Below are 19,715 nucleotides of genomic sequence, written 5' to 3' on the forward strand. Positions count from 1 at the left end.
TTGGTTGTTTTATCCGGTCGCGAGCATGATAGCAGCCGTCCGCGGTGTTGGGCACTGGCCGGTTATGACTATTATGCCTGTCTTGATGGACGTATTTGCCATAGGTTCGCCAGCAAAGTTGCATTAGTGTTGGCGATCAAGCAATTCGTCAAACCCTGGGACAACGCAACATGGAACTCCCGATGCCAAACCTCTTCAAAGCCGCCGCTAATAAAGCCTCCGGACTTACCCGACAGACTGCGCTGTATGCCGGCAATGCCTTTGACCGGGTTTTCCGAGCTGCGAGCCTGGTCAAAGCCGGTCAAACGCCCTTTGAAACCCTTCACGACGATGGTTTGGTCAGTCTCCGTTATTACCCGCCACTGGCCGAGGACTTCATCGAACTGGATGATCTTGTGATCCCGGTGGAACGCAAGACCCATCGCACGCCGATCGTGATCATTCCACCGCTGGCGGTGAACATGCTGATCTACGATCTGTTTCCGCAGCGCAGCCTGGTGCGGTTCCTGCGCGCCAAGGGGTTTGAGGTTTATCTGATTGACTGGGGCGTGCCCGGCCGTGAGCACACTCACTACAACATGCACACCTATGTGGCTGAACTGTTACCGGCGTACCTGAACCGGGTGCGGACGCATAGCGGCGAGCAGGAGCTGTCTCTGCACGGCTGGAGCATGGGTGGGATGTTTACCCTGTTCTACTCGGCCCTGAGCCAGGATCAGCACGTGCGCAATGCGATTGTTCTCGGCTCCCCCATCGACAGCCATGCCTCCGGTTTGATGGGCTGGATGTATCAGCGCATTGCCGAGGTGGCCGAGGTGGTGCGCAAACGCACGGGTTTCCGTATTCATGATGTCAAACCCCAGTGGTTCCATACGCCAGGCTGGGCCAATACCATTGGTTTCAAGCTGACCAACCCCATTGGCAGCGTGATGGGGTACTGGGAGCTCATTGTTCGGCTGGGTGACCGGGAGTTTGTCACCAATCATGCAACAACGTCTGCCTTTCTGGACCGCATGGTGGCCTACCCTGGCGGGATCATTCAGGACACCGTGGTCCGCGTGTGGATCGACAATCAGCTTTCAAAGGGCGAAATCCAGATCGGCGAGGACCTTGCCCGCCTGGAGAATGTGAGTGCCAACTTACTGGCTGTTGCAGGCCAAGAGGACACTATGGTGACCCCGGGTGCGGCCAAGCGGGTGATGGATCACGTCAGCTCCACCGACAAGACGTTTCGGGTAATTCCCGGCGGGCACATGGGAATTCTGGCGGGGAGCAAGGCGCCCAAAGAGAGCTGGCTGGAAATGGCGGAGTGGTTGGCTGAGCGGTCTAACTAAGACTGTCTGGAGGTTGCCGGCAGGAATCGGGGAAGGGCATCCAAAACCCGCTCCTGGCGGCACATCCATGTGACGCTTGGGCTTCGCCATCCATGGCTTCGCACAGTTTTGGATGCCCTTCCCCGACTCCCGCCTCCGCTAACGTCTGTTAAACCCTGCCTCACAGTCTCACTCCCGTAGCCTGGGACTTGTAGTCCAGTTACACTGGAACCCATGAACCCCGTTGATAGTTTGAACCTGGACTTTCGTGCCCTGAGCACGTTTCTCGCTGTGCTGGACGAAGGCAGTGTTTCCCGCGCTGCGGAGCGCCTCGGTGTCACTCAGTCTGCCGTCAGCCATACTCTGGAACGGTTGCGCAAAAGCCTGGGCGATCCGCTGTTCGTGAAATCCGGGCGGGGCATTGTTCCCACTCAATACGCCTTGCAGGCCGGGCCCCATATTCGTCAGATTCTCGACGACCTGCAATCGCTCTCGGTAGGACCACCGTTCAGCCCTGCCTCGGCAGAGTTCACTTTTACCATCGCGGCCAATGACTACCAGCGCGACCTGCTGTTGCCGGGACTGGTTCAGACTCTGCGCCAACAGGCGCCGGGCATCCAGCTGCAGGTAATGCCTTCCGGTATTCCGACCGCTGACATGCTTCGTAAGGACGTATGCGACCTCATCATTTCCCCCCATGCGCCTGAGGCCACGGACATCATGCAGCGGGGACTGACGGCGGACCGGATGGTGGTGTTTTACGACCCGGCCGTCCGGCAACCACCCGCCGATCTGGCGGAGTATTTGAAGGCCGATCACATCTCCCTGTTGTTTGCCTCCGGCGAAAAGCCATCTCTGGAAACCTCCCTCACTGCCCGCGGCCTTACGCGGCGGAACGTCGTCACGGTTTCTAACTTTTCCGGCCTGCCCGAATTCCTCCGGGGGACAGACATGTTGGCAACCGCGCCTGAGCGGATGAGCATGCACTTACTTCGCGATTTTGCCTGGGTCCCTCTTCCGTTCGATTTCAAACCCTTCACCCTGCTGATGCTCTGGCATCGCCGCAATCAGAACGATCCCGCCCACAAGTGGCTTCGCAATCAGGTGAATGCCGTTGCCGCGAAGATGAACCAGCTTCCCGGTTAATCAATTAGTTTTGTTCATACGTCGTATGAGCTGAGCATCGTTATTCCCAGACCTCTTACTGCATACACTCTTCCGCAATGTTCACTGGCAGGAGTGGGAGGCGCTTTCCAAAACTGTGCGAAGCCAGGGATGGCGAAGCCCAAGCGCCACATGGATGTGCCGCAAGGAGCGGGTTTTGGAAAGCGCCTCCCACTCCTGCCTACCCCCAAGCAAGGTATGGATATCGAATGCTCACACTCACCAGCATCTGGACAACAGTTCTACTCGCCGCAGCGGTGGCACTGGGTCCGCTTGCCACGGATATGTATCTGCCGGCGTTGCCCCAGATAGGTTCCGATTTCGGAACGGGAACGGATCAGGTCCAGCTCACCCTGAGCCTCTACATGGCAGGGTTTGCGATTGCCCAGTTGATCTGCGGGCCATTGGCCGACCGTTTCGGACGCAAGCCGATCATGATTGGCGGCATGGTGCTGTTCGCGCTGGCCAGTGTGGGCTGCGCGTTCGCCACAAACATAGAGACGCTGATTGCCTGCCGTTTCCTGCAGGCGCTGGGCGGTTCGGCCGGCCCGGTACTGGGGCGGGCAGCGATCCGGGATATCTACACACCAAGAGAAGCCGCGAAGATTCTCGCGATCCTGGCCAGCATGATGGCACTGGCCCCGGCCGTTGCGCCAACCATCGGCGGTTTCCTCGTCGCGGGCATGGGTTGGTCTTCTATTTTTATCGTACTGGCGCTCTATGCTCTTTTGATGGCTGGTGTCGTCGCTTTCGGTATTCCTGAGCCTATGAAAGCGGAGTACCGCCAGCCTCTCAGGCTCTGCAACTTAGTCGGGAATTACCGCCAGATCGGTACCGATGTGAGCTTTCTCGGCTATACCCTGACCAACGCGCTGATTTTTTCCGGCCTGTTTGCCTTCCTGTCCGGCTCATCGTTTGTTCTCATCGATTTTCTTGGCGTTGAACCACAGCACTTTGGGCTCTACTTCGCAGGCATCGTTATAGGCTATATCTCCGGCAACCTGACGGCAGTCCGCCTGAGCCGCAACCTGGTTCCCGATCAAATTCTCGTGCGCGGTCTTCTGATTGCCGTTGCAGGCGGTGTTTCCATGGCGGGGCTGGCCATGGCAGAGGTCTACAGCCCATGGGCGGTGATCATCCCGCAGGCCGTATTCATGGCTGGGACCGGTATGGTACTGCCTCAGACGATGGCAGGTGCATTGGCCAACTTCCCGCGCATGGCCGGTTCTGCCTCGGCCCTGTTCGGATTTGTGCAAATGGCCGTTGCCGCCATGGCCGGTGCTCTGGTGGGCCACCTGCATGACGGCACGTCACTGGTTATGTCAGTCATCATCGCCGGCTGTGCCTGTGCGTCCCTGGCCAGCTATCTGCTGTTTGTTAAACGAAACCCTGCACCCGGTTTCGAACCACAGGGCGCTTCCGCTTAATCATCATCGTCAGGCAGCTTCGCTTGTGCAGACATGGGAATCAGATGCAAGATAGTCCGAATTGGGCTACACAGAGTACATCTGAATACTCCGATCCGAATTCCCAACCACAAGGAGCAGACACATGAGCAAGGTTACCCTGGGCGGAGACCCTATCGAACTGAGTGGCAAATTCCCCGCAGCCGGCGAAAATGCCGCCCCGTTTACGCTCACCAGCAGCGGCCTGGAAGAGGTTAAGCTCGACAACTACGCGGGCAAGCGCAAGATCCTGAACATCATCCCCAGCATCGACACCGGTGTCTGTGCCGCCTCCACGCGCAAGTTCAATGAAAAAGCCAGCAGCCTCGATAACACCGTTGTGCTGGTCATCTCCGCAGACCTTCCTTTCGCCGCTTCACGCTTTTGTGGCGCCGAAGGCCTGGAAGACGTGGAAACACTCTCCACCTTCCGTAATTACAGCTTCCAGCAGGACTACGGCGTCGCCATTCAGGACGGCCCCCTGGCTGGTCTGTGTGCCCGTGCGGTTATTGTGCTGGATGAAGACAACAAGGTGCTGCACAGCGAGCTCGTCAAAGAAATCAAGGAAGAGCCGGACTACGAGGCCGCACTGAAGGCCCTGTAAGCCACCATCAGGATGTCTTCCCTGGCAGGCAGTTCAGATGCCCGGCTCAGCCGAGCGAAGGCCTCACTACCGACTGTGCATTGCCAAGGATGGCAATGCCAAGCCCCCATGGATGGGTTCACGGCGTGCCGGTAGTGAGGCCTTTGCTCGGCTGACAGCACCATATTCAGAAAGCGGACTCTGTTAGAATCACCGCTCATTTTCAATTAACCCCGGACATCACCCAGTGAGCCACCCGCCAAACCCCGCCAGCCTCCCCCGCCAGCTTTATTCGATGACCTGGCCCATGCTGTTTGGCGTACTCTCCCTGATGACTTTCCAGCTGGCCGACTCGATATTTGTCGGCCAGCTCGGGCGCGATCCTCTGGCGGCACAGGGGTTTACCGTTCCGATACAGCAACTGGTCAGCGGAATGTATGTGGGCTTGGGCATCGCCACCACGGCCATTATTTCCCGCACTCTGGGGCAGAACGACGAAATGCGGGCCAGACGGCTCGGCGGACTGGTTATTACCACCGGGGCAAGCCTCGCAGCGACGTTGTGTCTTGCTGTGTGGCTGCTCCAGGATCTGATTCTGTCGTTGCTCGGAGCCGACCCCTCTCTGCTTCCCACCATTCGCGAATACTGGGCGGTCTGGCTGGTCTCTGCCTGGGCTGGCGCCATGGCGTATTTTGGCTACAGCGTGTGCCGCTCCAACGGCGACACCAAGGTTCCTGGATACGTGATGATCGCCACCAGTTTGCTCAATATCGCGCTTGATCCACTCTATATCTTCGTCTTCGGCTGGGGACTGCCCGGCGCAGCCTGGGCCACGCTCACCGCGTTCGGGATTGGCGTCCTGGTGGTTTACCCGACCTTGATGCGCCGGCAGTGGATCAGTTTTGATCTGGGCAACCTGTCACTGATCAAATCACTGCGGCAGCTTGGGGGTATTATGGCACCGGCGATGGTCAGCCAGCTGATGCCGCCGCTCTCAGCAATGCTGGCAACTGCCCTGGTAGCAGGCTTTGGCTCTGCAGCCGTCGCTGCCTGGGGCCTGGGCACCCGGCTCGAGTTTTTCTCCATTGTTGTTGTACTGGCCCTGACGATGTCGATGCCACCAATGATTGGTCGTCTTCGCGGTGCAGGGGACATTGAGCAAATCCGACAACTGATAAGAATCGCGGTGCGCTTCGTGGTGGGCTGGCAATTGGCTATCGGCATCGTCTGGCTACTAACGTCGGGGCTGGTGTCAGAGCTATTCAGTAGTGATGACTATGTGCAGGAGGTGCTGGGAGACTACCTTGTGCGTGTGCCGTTGAGCTACAGCGGCCTCGGCGTCTGCATGCTGATGGTGTCTGTCTGCAACGCTCTGGGCCTGCCGATGCGGGCCCTGCTGGTGTCCACTCTGCGGTTGTTTGCCTGTTATCTGCCGCTACTTTGGGTCGGCTCCCAGCTGGGCGATTTGTCCGGTTTGATGACCGGCGCGCTGGCCGGGAACCTGCTTGCCGGTGTCATGGCCTACAGTTTCTATCGCGCGGGCATGAACAAATTACGCTCGGAGTTGGCCTCAGCTGAAGCGTGACCGGAACGATTCCGGCATGGCAACCACTTCCTTGCGCTGGTAGTTGAAGAAGACAAACCCATATTTGGCCAATGCCACCGGCTGGCCGCTCTCGGCCTTGGTGACCCGAAACACGAAATCCCCGCCATATTGGTTGAAATCCATCAGCCCCACTTCAAAACGCAGCATTTCCGGGAAGAAGGACTCTGACTGGTACATGGTGGCCAGGTCGGTCACGATGATGCCGACACCATCGTTTCCTGCTTCCTGGACACCGTAGCTCACCAGGAACTGGGCGCGGGCCTCGGACAGCATGGAGATCAAGGCGTCGTTGCCGAGATGGTTGGCGCCGTTGATGTCGGTGATGCGTACCGGCATCCTGGTTTCGAAGCAGAAGGCATCGTCGGGGAAGGCGAGTTTGATTCTGGCCACTGGGAGGTCCTGTTGTGGGGTTCTGGTTGGGGTGAATCATACGCCTTTGGGTTTTGCTGTTCATCCTGGCGTAGATTCAGTTATCTTGCTTATTTGACTCTTGCGCAATAACTTTGGGGGTTGGGGCACGAAAGAGGGCTTCCAAAACCCGCTCAAGCACATCCATGTGGCGCTTGGGCTCCGCCATCCTTGGCTCCGCACAGTTTTGGAAGCCCTCTTCCGCGCCCCATATCCGACCAAGTTCGCGCACCTGGCCACCCAAACATAACGAAAAGATCGGGAATTCTATGGACATTCGCCCTGCTGCCACTCTGGTTTTGACCCGCGACACCAAGCAAGGAATCGAGGTGCTGTTGTTGCAGCGCACCTGGGAAGCGGTGTTTATGCCCGGCTATTTTGTCTTTCCCGGAGGCGCGGTGGATCAGAGTGAATCGGCGGCCCGGGAACATGCGCTTGGTCGGGATGATCGCCAGATCAGTCGGATCATGAGTCTGGATGAAGGCGGTGCGGATTTCATGTTGGCGGCTGTCCGGGAGTGCTTTGAGGAGGCCGGGATTCTGGTGGCGTTCGACAGCGAGAACCAGCTTGTCGGGGCGGATCATCCGGTTCATGGGGATCGGCAGGCCGTGTTCCGTGGGGAATTGTCTCTGGCGGAATTGTGTCAGCGGCATGGGTTGTCGGTGCCGCTGGACCGGCTGGCCTATCTGAGCCACTGGACGACGCCTCCGGGGCCGCCGCGGCGTTTTGACACGCGTTTTTTTGTAACCACGGCGCCAGAAGGCCAAAGCGCCAGTCACGATGGCGTTGAGACCATTGATTACGTCTGGATTTCCCCGGCAGAGGCGCTTGCGGATCATCGGGCCGGGCGGCGGTTGATCGGTTTGCCGACGCTGAGAACCCTGCGGGTGCTGAGTGACTTCCCGGATACCGAAGCCCTGATGCGTTTTGCCCACGCCAATTCCCCGGAGCCGTTGCCGGAGAAACCATGGCCAGCGCTGAAGAAGGGTAAGCCAGTGATGCTGGAACCGGGCGCGCCGGCTTACGATGAGGCAGCAAAGCTGGACCCGGAAGGTGAAGGGCATGTGAAGGCGGAGATTGTTCCGGGCGAGGCGATTGAAGTGGCGGCCCGGGTGATCCGGTTGACGGCACCGAACCCCGGCATGATGACCGGTCCGGGTACCAATACCTACATTCTCGGTCATGACCGGTTCACGGTCATTGACCCGGGTCCCGATGACCCGGCCCACATTCAGCGTATTCTTGACATTACCGGCGGCAACATTGATCAGGTCGTGGTCACCCACACCCATCGGGATCATTCCCCAGGCGCGACGCCGCTGAAACAGGAGACCGGCTGCACACTCATCGGATTACCTGCACCGGAGGGCCCCGCGCAGGATACCGACTTTGCCCCTGACCAGCAGCCGGACGACTGCAGCACCATCAAGACCGATGCAGGCCTGCTGAAGGTCATTCATACACCAGGCCATGCCTCCAATCATGTGTGTTTCCTGCTGACCGGTGAAGGCATGCTGTTTTCCGGTGACCATATCATGCAGGGCTCGACGGTGGTGATAAATCCGCCGGACGGGGATATGAAGGCGTATCTGGAATCACTGTATGGGTTACTGGCCGAGCAGGTGAGCTATATCGCACCGGCCCACGGTTTTCTGATGGCAAGACCGGAAGCGGTTATTGATTATCTGATTACCCACCGGCTGGCGCGGGAGCACAAGGTGGCTCGGGCTCTGAAACAAGGCTCACCCGGCACACTTAAAGACCTCACCGCAGCGGCCTACGACGACGTGCCAACGGCGTTGCATGGTCTGGCGGCACGATCAGCTCTGGCACACCTGCTCAAGCTGGAGCAGGACGGCAGGGCCTGTCAGAAAAGCGATCTCTGGCACGCCACGCCCGGGAACTAGATACTCTCCCGGGCGCAGTCCTCGCCATAACAATGCTGAAGAGCGTAAAAATAGGTATCGATGGTGCGCTCAGCTTCCGGCTCAAAGTCAAAGGAACCTGGCAGCAACAGCCACATGTATACCAGCCCGGTGAGCTGCACGTGCAGTTGGACAATCGCCAGTTCAATGTTGATATCGGCGGGTAACTGGCCACGTCTCAAGGCATTCTGCAGCGCCTTGCGGATGCGTTCCGAGCCATCAAGGAACGCCTGCCGGTGCTTGCTGCCCAGCGGCTCGTTTTCCTCGGTCATCTCACACTTCAGGAACATGATCTCATAGACCCGGCGCCGGCGTGGATCGCGGGCAATCTGTTGGGTCAAATAGACCAACAGTTCCCGGAAGCGCCCCAGCGGGTCAGGCTCGTCGGGGTGCTCGATGGCATCGTGCAGCATTTCCAGCGGCGTTTTCAGGCGTTCGATCATGGCTTCAAATACATCGTGTTTGTTTTTGAAGTGCCAATAGATCGCCCCACGGGTTACCCCGGCCGCCACCGCAATGTCATTCAGAGACGCCTTGGAAACCCCTTTCTCGTAGAACACATTCTCCGCCGCCTCTATCAGCATCTCCCGGGTTTTCTGAGCATCTTCTTTGGTGCGCCGAGCCATGACCGCTCCTGTAAACGTCTCGCAAACATAGTATTTGTCACTATACATACATTCGTGAATGTATGTATCATCGTAATTCCACTGACACACCCTGTATCGGCCGGTAGAGGTCCCTACTCCTGCTATCCGGCCACTCAGTTCCGTTGAGGTAATCATGCGCCATTCTACGCAATCCGTGCTTTTATTGCTGTTCACATCGTTTCTGTTGTCCGCGTGTGGCGAACAGCAGGCGACTGCCCAGGCCGCAACACCGCCCCCGCCCCAGGCAGGATTCGTGCTGGTCGAAGAAAAACCGTTCACCCTGGTGAACGAGCTGCCAGGCCGTACCACGCCGTACCAGATTGCCGAAGTCCGCCCGCAGATCACCGGGCTGATTGAGGAGCGTCTGTTTGACGAAGGCGAAACCGTTGAGGCCGGCCAGGCCCTGTACCGGATTGACGACAAGCTTTATCGGGCAGCGCTGGCCAGTGCAAAAGCCGATCTGGCCAACGCCAAAGCGAATCGGGAGTCCGCCGAGCTCACGGCCAAACGCTACGAAAAGCTGATCAAAACCGGTGCGGTCAGCCAGCAGGAACTGGATCAGGCCCGAGCCACCTTCAACGCCTCCAGCGCCCAGGTTGCTGCCGCTGAAGCGGCGCTCGACACAGCCCGAATCAATCTCGAATACACCCGCATTGAGGCGCCGATCAGCGGACGCATCGGCCGTTCCAGCGTGACCGCTGGCGCGTTGGTGACCGCCAATCAGGCCTCTGCTCTGGTGACCATTCGCCAGCTGGACCCGATCTATGTCGACCTGACCCAGTCCTATGGCGAGCTGCAGCAACTGCGTGATGCCCTGGCCAGCGGACAGCTGGAAACCCTGGGCGACGACAAGGCTCCGGTGCGTCTGGTGCGGGAAAACAACCGTGATTACTCCCATGAAGGCACACTCCAGTTCTCTGAATACGCCGTTGATGAAGCCACCGGCTCAGTGACCCTTAGGGCCCTGTTCCCGAACCCTGAGCAGGCACTTCTGCCGGGCATGTTCGTGCGCGCACAACTGCCGCAGGCCGAGCGCAGCAATGCGGTTCTGGTTCCCCAGAAGGCGGTCAGCCGCGAACCCAACGGGCAGGCCGTGGCCATGGTCATTGGCGAAGGTAACACCGTGGAAAAACGCCAGGTGAACACCGAAAAAGCCGTTGGTAACCAGTGGCTGATCCGCTCCGGCCTGAACGCCGGTGACCGACTGATTGTTGACGGGCTGCAGAAAATCCGCCCCGGCGCCGTGGTCACTCCTGTCGATATCGCCAGCGAAACCGCCAACACCAACACCCAAGACACTGACTCCCGGGGCTGATAGCCATGGCACGTTTCTTTATTGATCGACCAATTTTTGCGTGGGTCATCGCCATCATCATGATGATGGCCGGTGGGCTCGCGATCTACAGCCTGCCTGTAGAACAGTATCCAACCGTGGCACCCCCAGAGGTCACCATCTCTGCCAACTACCCCGGTGCATCAGCAGAAGCCGTTGAAGACTCGGTTACCCAGGTCATCGAGCAGGAAATGAACGGCATCGACAACCTGCTGTATATGGGATCAACCAGCGATTCCTCCGGGAACGTACAGATTACCCTCACCTTTGCGGCAGAAACCGATCCGGACATCGCCCAGGTCCAGGTGCAGAACAAGCTCCAGCTGGCTACCCCGCGCTTGCCGCAGGTGGTGCAACAGCAGGGTGTTCAGGTCACCAAATCTTCCGACACTTTCCTGATGGTGCTGGCCTTCACCTCCAACGATGACAGCATGACCCGCGCGGATATTGCGGATTACGTGGGCGCCAACATCAAGGACCCCATTGCCCGGGTTCAGGGCGTCGGACAGGTTCAGATATTCGGTTCCCAGTACGCCATGCGGGTCTGGCTCGATCCCAACAAGCTGAACGAGTTCAGTCTGACTCCGGCGGACGTAACCGCCGCCATAGAGGTCCAGAACAACCAGGTGGCCGGTGGCCAGCTTGGTGGCACCCCGTCTGTAGACGAACAGCAGATGACGGCCTCCATTGTGGTACAGACCCTGCTGGAAACACCGGAAGAGTTCGGTGAGATTCTGCTGAAAGTGACCGAGAACGGTTCCGAAGTTCGCCTGAGCGATGTTGCCCGCATTGAGCTGGGATCAGAGCAGTACGCGATTCAGGGTCGATTTAATGGCAAGGTTGCGTCCGGACTGGGTATCAACCTCGCATCCGGTGCCAACGCACTGGATACCGCAGACCGGGTGCGTGCACGCCTCGATGAGCTGAGTGCCTACTTCCCGGAGAGCCTGGAAGTTGCTTACCCGTACGACACCACGCCGTTTGTGGAAATCTCCATCATGGAGGTTGTGAAGACTCTGTTTGAGGGCATCGCCCTTGTCTTCCTGGTGATGTACCTGTTCCTGCAGAATTTCCGGGCAACACTGATTCCCACCATTGCGGTGCCCGTGGTCCTGCTGGGCACCTTCGGTGTGCTGTTCGCATTCGGTTTCTCCGTGAACACGCTAACCATGTTCGGCATGGTGCTGGCCATCGGCCTGCTGGTGGATGATGCCATCGTGGTGGTGGAAAACGTCGAGCGGGTGATGGCCGAGGAAGGTCTGGGGCCGGTGGAAGCCACACGCAAATCCATGGGCCAGATTACAGGAGCCCTGGTGGGTATTGCCCTGGTTCTGTCTGCCGTATTCGTACCGATGGCCTTCTTCCCCGGTTCAACCGGCGCCATCTATCGCCAGTTCTCAATCACTATCGTGTCAGCCATGGTGTTGTCTGTGCTGGTGGCGCTGATCCTGACGCCGGCCCTGTGTGCCACGATGCTGAAGCCCCACAAGGGCGACCACCATTCCAAAGGCGGTTTTTTCGGCTGGTTCAATCGCAGTTTTGATAAGGCAACCGGTCGCTACACCGGGCGCGTCGAGAAAATGATTGGCCGCTGGGGCCGGTACATGTTGATTTATGTGGCCGTCGTTGGTGTGCTCGCGTTCAGCTTCATGCGACTGCCATCGGCGTTCCTGCCGGACGAGGATCAGGGCATCCTGCTGGCCCAGGTTCAATTGCCGGTCGGTTCCACCCAGGCACAGACCATCGACGTGTTGAAGAAAATGGAACACCACTTCCTGGTGGATGAAGCCGAAGCGGTTGAATCCATGTTCTCGGTGGCCGGTTTCAGTTTCTCCGGCCGCGGCCAGAACTCCGGTATTGCCTTTGTTCGACTGAAGGACTGGAGCGAACGTGATCTGGAACGTAACGGTGTGAATGCCATTATTGGCCGTGCCATGGGTACGTTCTCCCAGGTGCGCGAAGCGGTGATCTTTGCCCTGAACCCGCCGTCCATTCCGGCGTTGGGTGTCGCCAGCGGCTTCAACTTCCAGCTTCAGGATCGCGCCGGTTTGGGCCATGACGCCATGGTCGAAGCTCGCAATACGCTGCTGGGCAAAGCCAACCAGCATCCGGCCCTGAGCCAGGTTCGTTTCAGCGGCTTGCCCGATGCCCCCCAGTACGATCTCGATGTGGATCGCCAGAAAGCCCGGGCCATGGGCGTATCCCTGGCGGATATCAACACCACGCTGTCGGTGGCCTGGGGTTCCAGCTACGTCAACGACTTCACGGACAATGGCCGTATCAAGCGGGTCTATGTTCAGGCCGATGCGCCGTTCCGGATGCTGCCGGACGACATCAATAACTGGTACGTCCGCAACGGCAATGGTGAGATGGTGCCCTTTGCCAGCTTCTCCGAGGGCGAGTGGAGCTATGGTCCACAACAGCTGCAGCGCTACAACGGCGTATCGTCCATGAACATTCAGGGCAATGCAGCGCCGGGCTACAGCACGGGGGACGCCATGGCCGCCATGGAGCAGCTGGCCAGCGAACTGCCCGGTGGCTTCGGTTTCGAATGGACCGGACTCTCCTATCAGGAGAAGCAGGCGGGCAGTCAGGCACCGGCTCTGTACGCGTTGTCATTGATTGTGGTGTTCCTGTGTCTGGCGGCTCTCTATGAAAGCTGGTCCATTCCGTTCGCAGTGATGATGGTTGTTCCGCTGGGTATTATCGGTGCGGTTCTTGCCGCCACCTTCCGCGAGCTGTCCAACGATGTGTTCTTCCAGGTTGGCCTGCTGACCACCATCGGTTTGTCGGCCAAGAACGCGATCCTGATTGCAGAATTTGCCAAGGAACTCGAGGAGAAGGGCCGTGGACTCCTGCGGGCAACGCTGGAAGCCACACGCATGAGGCTGCGCCCGATCTTGATGACGTCCCTGGCCTTTGGTCTCGGGGTCACGCCGCTGATGCTCAGCACCGGTGCTGGTTCCGGTGCCCGTAACGCCATCGGTACCGGCGTGTTCGGCGGTGTCGTTGCCGCCACGGCTCTGGCCATTTTCTTCATCCCGCTGTTCTACGTGCTGGTACGCCGCATTTCCGGTGTACCGCTGACGGCGAGCGAAGCGGATACCACTCCGGCCCAGGACAATCAGGAGGCACACTCATGAAATCGCTGATGACGCCCTTGCTTGCTGCCGCCCTGCTGAGTGGCTGCAGCATGATCCCCGAGTATGAGGCGCCGGCCAGCCCGGTGCCCACCACCATCGGCTCGGCTGGCAACGCCACCGACGATCTGGCTCTGCCCGAATGGCAAAGCCTGTTCAACGATCCGCAACTGCGAGCACTGGTCGAGCAAGCCCTGGAAAACAACCGGGACCTGGCGCTGGCCCTGCTCGATGTGGAGGAGGCTCAGGCACAATACGGCATTGAACGGTCCGCACTGTACCCGGACCTCAGCGCCAGCGGCGACGGCACCCGTCAGCGCCGCCCGGCGGACCTGAGTGGCACCGGCAGCAGCAACGTCAGTGGCCAATACAGTGTCGGGCTCGGCGTTGCGGCTTATGAACTGGACCTGTTCGGTCGTATCCGCAGCCTGAGTGAATCGGCGCTCCAGACTTACCTTGGCACCGAAGAAGCCGCTCGAAGCGCCCGCATCACCTTGATCTCGGAGGTCGCCAATGCGTACCTGGCACTGCTGTCCGATCAACAGAAACTCCAGATCAGTGAGGAGACCGTTTCGGCCCAGCAATCCTCGGTCGACCTGGTGACACGGCGCTACGAGGCCGGTCTCAGCGCCGAATTGTCGGTGCGCCAGGCCGAAATTGCCCTGGAATCCGCCCGGGCCAACCGCGCCCAATTCCGCCAGCAGGTGTCCAAGGACCGCAACGCCCTGTCGGTACTTATCGGCGGGCCGGTACCGGATCTGCATGAGGCCAGTGTCATCGACCCGACCGTTGCTTTTCTGGCGGACGTACCCGAAAGCCTCGATGCCTCAGTGTTAACCCGTCGCCCGGATGTTCGTCAGGCCGAGTTCACCCTCAAGGCAGCCAACGCCAATATCGGAGTAGCCCGTGCGGCGTTCTTCCCCTCCATTACGTTAACGGGGTCCGCTGGAACCGCCAGCTCAGACCTGTCCGGCCTGTTTGAGGGCGGTTCCGGGGCCTGGACCTTTGCGCCCAGTATCAACATCCCGATCTTCAATGCCGGCCGCTTGCAGGCCAACCTCAACGTTGCGGAGATCCGGACTGAGAAGGCCGTCGTCGGTTATGAGCAGACCGTTCAAACGGCGTTTCAGGAAGTTGCCGATGCGCTGGCCGCGCGCTCTTTTCTCAAGCAGCAGGAAGACGCTCAGGCGGCCCTCGTCAAAGCAGCAGAACGGAGCCTGGCCCTGGCCGAGATCCGATACGAGAACGGCGCCGACGATTACCTGGCCGTTCTCGACGCTCGCCGGGAATTGCTGACCGCGCGGCAGTCGCTGGTGGAAATCAAAAGGCTGAAGCTGACCAATCGGATCACGCTCTATCGTGCGCTCGGCGGTGGTGAGGAAGCGCCAGCCGCCTCCTGAACACCACCGCACCCAAATGGACCGGAGTGAGGCAAAGCCCTGACTCCGGTTCCCTTTATGAATATGCCATTAAATCTTTGTCACAGCGGTATTCACCCGGGGCGGTCGGCCTCTATCCTTGGCCCCATTCAGACCAACCGCGAGGCCCTATGATTTTTCCACGGATGCGAACGCCGATTCCTCTGTATTGCCTGCTATCCGGCACGCTGCTTGTCAGCCTGACAACCGCTACCCAGGCCGATGAAAACCAGGCCCAGAAGACCAAGACCGGCACCGTTCTGGTGGCAGAACTGGCCGAAGACGAGAGCGTGGAGGACATCGAGCAGTCCGAGCCTCGTAAGGCACAGTCAACAAAGGAGGCGCCGGAGCCGAAACCATCGGTGAACAACCGGGGTCAGGACACACCGGACAATCCCGCAAAGAAAGTCGCCCCCAATATAGATCTCAAGGAAGTGGCTCCCCCGCCTACGGCCGAATCCCAGGTGACGACGCCTGCGTCATCAGCACCAGCCTCGGACCCGGAAACCGCCGAGAAAGTCGCCGAGCCGGAAGCTGAAACTCCTCCCGCAGACGAGACGACCCCCGAACCGGCCAACAGCCTGACCTTGTTGGATACCGAGGTTCTTCCCGGCACGTCAACAAGACTGGCATGGTCACCCGGCATCCAGATTGCCGGCCTGTCTCAACCCACGCCGGTTCTGGTCGTGAACGGTGCTCACGCCGGCCCCACGTTGTGCCTGACGGGCGCGGTGCATGGCGACGAACTCAACGGCATCGAAATCATCCGTCGTGCCATGTACGACCTGGAGCCCGACAAACTGTCCGGCCGGGTTGTGGGCGTGCCCATCGTGAACCTGCCGGGATTCCAGCAGGCAAGCCGCTATCTGCCGGACCGTCGTGACCTGAACCGTCACTTCCCCGGTAGCCCCGATGGCAGTCTGGCCGATCGCATCGCCTACTCGCTGTTCGAGAACATCATCAGACACTGCGACATGCTGGTGGATATCCACACCGGATCCCTCAAGCGCACCAACCTGCCTCAGCTCCGAGCCGACATGAACAACGCTGCCGTCGCCGAGTTCACCCGGGGATTCGATCGAATGGCGGTGGTCCACAGCACCGGCTCCCCCGGCATGTTGCGCAATGCGGCGGTGGATGCCGGCATCACCACCGTCACACTGGAGGCCGGGGAGTCGCACCGGATTCAGGAGCATCAGATTGAAGCTGGCGTCAACAGCCTCAACAGTCTGATGGAGAAGCAGGGCATGATCTCCCGCATGTTCGTTTGGGGTGATCCGGAACCGGTGTACTACGACTCCGACTGGATTCGAACCGAGTACGGCGGCATTCTGTTCAGCTCCGTTGAGCTGGGTGACCGGGTCACCCAGGGTGAAGTTCTGGGTTACGTGGCTGACCCCATCACCAACGCCCAGTACCCTATTCGCTCCAGCAGCGACGGCCGGATCATTGGCATGGCGGTGGATCAGGTGGTGATGGCCGGCTTTGCCGCCTACCACATTGGTACGGAGGCAGAAGTTCCGGGAGAGTAGTATGCTAGGCATTTTTACGATGCCACGTCGCCACAGGAGACTGCGTGCCCTCCGACAACGCTCATTTGCTCTCAAGGATTCCCAGCCTTGCCTACATCGGCCTGGTATTGACGCCGCTGTTCTGGGCGGGCAATGCCGTGGTCGCCCGGGGCACGGTTGATGCCATCCCGCCGCTGTCGATGTCGTTCTGGCGCTGGGTCATCGCTCTGGCGGTTTTGCTGCCTTTCGGTTTGCCCGGTGTGTGGCGGCAGCGCCAGGTTATCCGCCAGCACCTGGGGTCCATGCTGGCATTGGCCACGTTCAGCGTTGGCGCCTTCAACTCGCTGCTCTACATAGCCGCCACCACGACCACCGCAACCAATATTGCTCTGATCAACGCCACCATCCCGATTTTTGTCGCCCTGCTTGCGTGGGTCTTACTCGGGGATCGGACTCGCCCGATTCAGGCTATCGGCATTGCGCTTGCGGTTCTGGGTATCCTGACGGTCGTCGCACGGGGTGATGTGTCTGTGCTGACCGGATTGCAGGCTCAGGCCGGGGACCTGATCATGGTCGCCGCGGTATTCAGCTGGGGGCTGTTTTCGGTGTTGCTCAGGCGGCAGGCGGTACCACTGCCGGCACTCACCTTCCTGACTACCCAGATTCTGCTGGGAACACTGGTCATCTTTCCGTTTTACCTGGGAGATCTGCTGTTTTTCAGCGGCGGCTTCGAGCTTTCCAGAGACACGGCCCTGCCCCTGATCTACTTTGCCATTTTCCCGGGCATTCTGGCCTATGGCTTCTGGAATCACGGTGTGCATCAAGTCGGGCCATCAAAGGCGGCCATCTTCATGTACCTGACCCCGGTTTTCGCCTCCATTCTGGCCTCCGTTTTCCTCGGTGAGACCCTGGGGCTGTTCCACATTATCGGCGGCGCTTTGATCCTCGCGGGATTGCTGTTGGCCACCAGGGCCGGAGGCCGTCTTCCGGCCTATCGAAAAAACGCCTGATCTCAGCTGCGGGCGCTAAGCGCCGATTCCAGGCGTTCCAGCACGGCAACCAGTGTGGATCTCGGGCATCCGATGTTCAGTCGCATGAAACCGCGCCCTTCGGCACCAAACGATACTCCCGGGTTCAAGCCAACACCGGCGTCACGCACAAAAAACCGTTTCAGCTCGGTGTCGTCCAATTCAAGCTCGCGGCAATCCAGCCACATCAGGTAGGTCGCTTCTGGGGCGCTGGTGCGGATCCCCGGCAAGCGCTGGCTCACCCAGTCAGCCACAAAATCCCGGTTACTCTTCAGGTATTCCTTCAACTCGTCCAGCCAGGCTTCCCCTTCCCGGTATCCAGCCTCGAAACCGGCGATGCTGAAAGGATTACACTGGGGTAGATGCATGGATTCAAAGACGGTCTTCATGGCCTTGCGCCGTTCCGGATCGGGAATCACCAGGGCCGACAGGCCAAGGCCGGGCATATTGAAGGTCTTGCTGGGTGCCACTGCGGTGACGAGTGGATCATCCTCCCTCGCCAATGAGGCAAGCACAGTGTGGCTCGGGCTGCCGGGATACCCCAGATCGCAATGGATTTCGTCGGACACCACGACGAGATCGTGTCGCCGGGCAATATCCAGCACCGACTGCAACTCGTCCCGCGTCCAGACCCGCCCCACCGGATTGTGCGGGGAGCACAGCAACAATACCCGAGCCTCTGGCCTGGCAGCACAGGCGTCCAGGTGGTCGAGGTCCATGCGGTAATATCCTGAGCCGCCATCTTCATCCCGGATAAGGGGATTTTCAATCACCGTCCGCCCGCTCAATCGCACCGAACTGAAGAACGGAGGATACACCGGTGGCTGAATAATGACGCCCTCGCCCGGGTTTGCGTATGCCATGGCCGCGGCATGCAGTGACGGCACGACGCCCGGGGCCATCAGAATCCACTCCCGCTCGATTTGCCAGTGGTGCCGTTGGGCAAACCAGTCGATCATGGACTGGTACAGACTTTCCGGAAACAGGGTATAGCCGTAGATCGGGTGCGCGGCGCGTTCGCTCAGCGCCCTGGTGACCGCTTCCGGAGCCGGGAAATCCATATCCGCAACCCAGGCGGGAATTACGTCATCTCGCCCGAATACGGCTTTGCGGGCATCGAATTTGACCGAGCAGGTCTGATCACGGGAGACAGGTTCATCGAACGGAACGGACACAAAACTCTCCGGAATGGATGAATGGCGAAAACAGGTTCGGTTATTATAGAGGTGTTGATTGTGAAGGGAATCCAATGTCTGAAACCGCTGCCGTGGTGCGAGCCTTTCGCCCGAATTTTCTGATTCTTGCCCCGCTGTGTGCTGGTCTCGGGGTTGCCATCGCCTGGCGTCAGGGTGCCAGTCCCGACATTCTGGACACTCTGCTGGTGCTGGTTGGGGCCCTCCTCGCCCATGCCGCCGTCAACCTGTTCAATGAATATGAGGATTTCACCTCGGGACTGGACATGATCACCCGGCGCACGCCGTTTTCCGGCGGCAGCGGCGCCTTGCCAGAGTTTCCGTCAGCTGCCCGGGGTGTCCTGGTGGCGGCCATTGGTACGCTGGGGCTGGTCATCGCAATCGGCTGCTACTTCCTCTGGCTCCGGGGTCTGCCGATGCTGGTGCTCGGCGCCGCCGGCGTGATATTGGTGCTCACCTACACCCGCTGGATCACCCGCTTGCCCCTGCTCTGCCTGCTTGCTCCCGGCATAGGGTTTGGTCCGGTCATGGTAATGGGCAGCCTGGTGGCCCTCGGTGCGCGACTGGATGCCATGGCTGTGACCGCTGCGGGCATCAGCCTGTTGCTGGTCAGCGAGCTGTTGTTGATCAACCAGATCCCGGATGCGGAGGCGGATCGCGAGATCGGTCGCCGGCACCTGGTCATTACTCTGGGCAAAGCCGCAGCAGCCCGGCTGGTCGCGCTCCTGCTGCTCGGTGGATTTGTCCTGATTGGCCTGGGTATTGTCCGGGGCTGGCTTCCCGGCGGGTCGGCACTGGCCCTCTTGCCACTTCCGGCGGCCATCTGGATAAGCTGGAAGCTGCCTTCTGCGCTCGAGTTCCCGGATCGCCTCGACCCGGTTCTGGGCACCAATGTCGCGGTGTTACTGGCGACGCTGGCCCTGCTGATTACCAGCCTCAGCCTGTAACCGCCGGAATATCCGACAAAAGGTCCGTTTGCCTCCTCCGACCTTGCAACTGGA

15 protein-coding genes are annotated in these 19,715 nt (G+C 59.6%); 12 read left to right on the plus strand and 3 right to left on the minus strand.

Going from position 1 to position 19,715, the window contains the following annotated elements; all coding sequences use genetic code 11:
* The first annotated feature begins 182 nt into the window (after nucleotides 1–182).
* The 5 genes from D777_RS00425 to D777_RS00445 all read left to right on the plus strand — a co-directional run bounded on the left by D777_RS00425 (nucleotide 183) and on the right by D777_RS00445 (nucleotide 6,090).
* Nucleotides 183–1,334 carry an alpha/beta fold hydrolase gene (locus D777_RS00425; RefSeq protein WP_036127501.1) on the plus strand — a complete coding sequence of 384 codons (1,152 nt, stop codon included), beginning with the start codon at nucleotides 183–185 and terminating at the stop codon, nucleotides 1,332–1,334.
* Between the two features lie 213 nt (nucleotides 1,335–1,547).
* On the plus strand, nucleotides 1,548–2,459 hold the full coding sequence (locus D777_RS00430; RefSeq protein WP_036127502.1) for a LysR family transcriptional regulator: 912 nt from the start codon (nucleotides 1,548–1,550) through the stop codon (nucleotides 2,457–2,459).
* A 227-nt stretch (nucleotides 2,460–2,686) separates the two neighbouring features.
* The gene (locus D777_RS00435) at nucleotides 2,687–3,904 is read left to right on the plus strand and encodes a Bcr/CflA family multidrug efflux MFS transporter (RefSeq protein WP_036127508.1); all 1,218 of its coding nucleotides are present in this window, start codon (nucleotides 2,687–2,689) and stop codon (nucleotides 3,902–3,904) included.
* A gap of 124 nt (nucleotides 3,905–4,028) precedes the next feature.
* A complete protein-coding gene (gene tpx, locus D777_RS00440; protein WP_036127511.1) occupies nucleotides 4,029–4,526 on the plus strand; it encodes a thiol peroxidase in 498 nt (165 codons plus the stop codon).
* A gap of 274 nt (nucleotides 4,527–4,800) precedes the next feature.
* Nucleotides 4,801–6,090 carry an MATE family efflux transporter gene (locus tag D777_RS00445; protein WP_051668890.1) on the plus strand — a complete coding sequence of 430 codons (1,290 nt, stop codon included), beginning with the start codon at nucleotides 4,801–4,803 and terminating at the stop codon, nucleotides 6,088–6,090.
* Here the strand turns inward: D777_RS00445 and D777_RS00450 are convergent.
* Nucleotides 6,076–6,501, minus strand: coding sequence for a thioesterase family protein (locus D777_RS00450; protein WP_036127515.1), 426 nt, complete (start codon nucleotides 6,499–6,501; stop codon nucleotides 6,076–6,078). The two genes, D777_RS00445 and D777_RS00450, sit on opposite strands and share 15 nt — an antisense overlap.
* Nucleotides 6,502–6,788: 287 nt before the next feature.
* On the opposite strand from D777_RS00450, the gene D777_RS00455 reads away from it, so the two are divergent.
* On the plus strand, nucleotides 6,789–8,426 hold the full coding sequence (locus tag D777_RS00455) for an MBL fold metallo-hydrolase (protein ID WP_036127517.1): 1,638 nt from the start codon (nucleotides 6,789–6,791) through the stop codon (nucleotides 8,424–8,426).
* On the opposite strand, the gene D777_RS00460 is transcribed toward D777_RS00455, so the two are convergent.
* Nucleotides 8,423–9,070 (minus strand): TetR family transcriptional regulator, encoded by a 648-nt coding sequence (locus D777_RS00460; protein ID WP_036127520.1) that lies wholly within the window; start codon nucleotides 9,068–9,070, stop codon nucleotides 8,423–8,425. The two genes, D777_RS00455 and D777_RS00460, sit on opposite strands and share 4 nt — an antisense overlap.
* A gap of 154 nt (nucleotides 9,071–9,224) precedes the next feature.
* On the opposite strand from D777_RS00460, the gene D777_RS00465 reads away from it, so the two are divergent.
* From D777_RS00465 to D777_RS00485, 5 genes are all read left to right on the plus strand, one after another.
* Entirely contained in the window at nucleotides 9,225–10,406 is a 1,182-nt protein-coding gene (locus tag D777_RS00465; RefSeq protein ID WP_036127523.1) for an efflux RND transporter periplasmic adaptor subunit, read from the plus strand.
* Nucleotides 10,407–10,411: 5 nt separating this feature from the next.
* A complete protein-coding gene (locus D777_RS00470) occupies nucleotides 10,412–13,567 on the plus strand; it encodes an efflux RND transporter permease subunit (RefSeq protein ID WP_036127526.1) in 3,156 nt (1,051 codons plus the stop codon).
* Nucleotides 13,564–14,964 carry an efflux transporter outer membrane subunit gene (locus D777_RS00475; RefSeq protein ID WP_036127529.1) on the plus strand — a complete coding sequence of 467 codons (1,401 nt, stop codon included), beginning with the start codon at nucleotides 13,564–13,566 and terminating at the stop codon, nucleotides 14,962–14,964. Before D777_RS00470 ends, D777_RS00475 begins: the two co-directional genes overlap by 4 nt.
* 149 nt (nucleotides 14,965–15,113) lie before the next feature.
* The gene (locus tag D777_RS00480) at nucleotides 15,114–16,514 is read left to right on the plus strand and encodes a succinylglutamate desuccinylase/aspartoacylase domain-containing protein (protein WP_036127531.1); all 1,401 of its coding nucleotides are present in this window, start codon (nucleotides 15,114–15,116) and stop codon (nucleotides 16,512–16,514) included.
* Nucleotides 16,515–16,558: 44 nt separating this feature from the next.
* Entirely contained in the window at nucleotides 16,559–17,503 is a 945-nt protein-coding gene (locus D777_RS00485; RefSeq protein ID WP_051668891.1) for a DMT family transporter, read from the plus strand.
* Between the two features lie 2 nt (nucleotides 17,504–17,505).
* Here D777_RS00485 and D777_RS00490 read toward each other — a convergent pair whose 3' ends face one another.
* Nucleotides 17,506–18,696 (minus strand): MalY/PatB family protein, encoded by a 1,191-nt coding sequence (locus tag D777_RS00490; RefSeq protein ID WP_036127534.1) that lies wholly within the window; start codon nucleotides 18,694–18,696, stop codon nucleotides 17,506–17,508.
* A gap of 74 nt (nucleotides 18,697–18,770) precedes the next feature.
* Between D777_RS00490 and D777_RS00495 the strand changes: the two genes are divergently transcribed.
* Entirely contained in the window at nucleotides 18,771–19,661 is an 891-nt protein-coding gene (locus tag D777_RS00495; protein ID WP_036127537.1) for a prenyltransferase, read from the plus strand.
* The last annotated feature ends 54 nt before the right edge of the window (nucleotides 19,662–19,715 follow it).

The sequence above is a fragment of the Marinobacter nitratireducens genome (assembly GCF_000708045.1).
Classification (GTDB): Bacteria; Pseudomonadota; Gammaproteobacteria; order Pseudomonadales; family Oleiphilaceae; genus Marinobacter; species Marinobacter nitratireducens.

Coding starts and splice junctions, on each gene's coding strand:
- D777_RS00425 (WP_036127501.1), top strand. CDS start 183: ATGCCAAACCTCTTCAAAGCCGCCGCTAATAAAGCCTCCGGACTTACC.
- D777_RS00430 (WP_036127502.1), top strand. CDS start 1,548: ATGAACCCCGTTGATAGTTTGAACCTGGACTTTCGTGCCCTGAGCACG.
- D777_RS00435 (WP_036127508.1), top strand. CDS start 2,687: ATGCTCACACTCACCAGCATCTGGACAACAGTTCTACTCGCCGCAGCG.
- tpx (WP_036127511.1), top strand. CDS start 4,029: ATGAGCAAGGTTACCCTGGGCGGAGACCCTATCGAACTGAGTGGCAAA.
- D777_RS00445 (WP_051668890.1), top strand. CDS start 4,801: ATGACCTGGCCCATGCTGTTTGGCGTACTCTCCCTGATGACTTTCCAG.
- D777_RS00455 (WP_036127517.1), top strand. CDS start 6,789: ATGGACATTCGCCCTGCTGCCACTCTGGTTTTGACCCGCGACACCAAG.
- D777_RS00460 (WP_036127520.1), bottom strand. CDS start 9,070: ATGGCTCGGCGCACCAAAGAAGATGCTCAGAAAACCCGGGAGATGCTG.
- D777_RS00465 (WP_036127523.1), top strand. CDS start 9,225: ATGCGCCATTCTACGCAATCCGTGCTTTTATTGCTGTTCACATCGTTT.
- D777_RS00470 (WP_036127526.1), top strand. CDS start 10,412: ATGGCACGTTTCTTTATTGATCGACCAATTTTTGCGTGGGTCATCGCC.
- D777_RS00475 (WP_036127529.1), top strand. CDS start 13,564: ATGAAATCGCTGATGACGCCCTTGCTTGCTGCCGCCCTGCTGAGTGGC.
- D777_RS00480 (WP_036127531.1), top strand. CDS start 15,114: ATGATTTTTCCACGGATGCGAACGCCGATTCCTCTGTATTGCCTGCTA.
- D777_RS00495 (WP_036127537.1), top strand. CDS start 18,771: ATGTCTGAAACCGCTGCCGTGGTGCGAGCCTTTCGCCCGAATTTTCTG.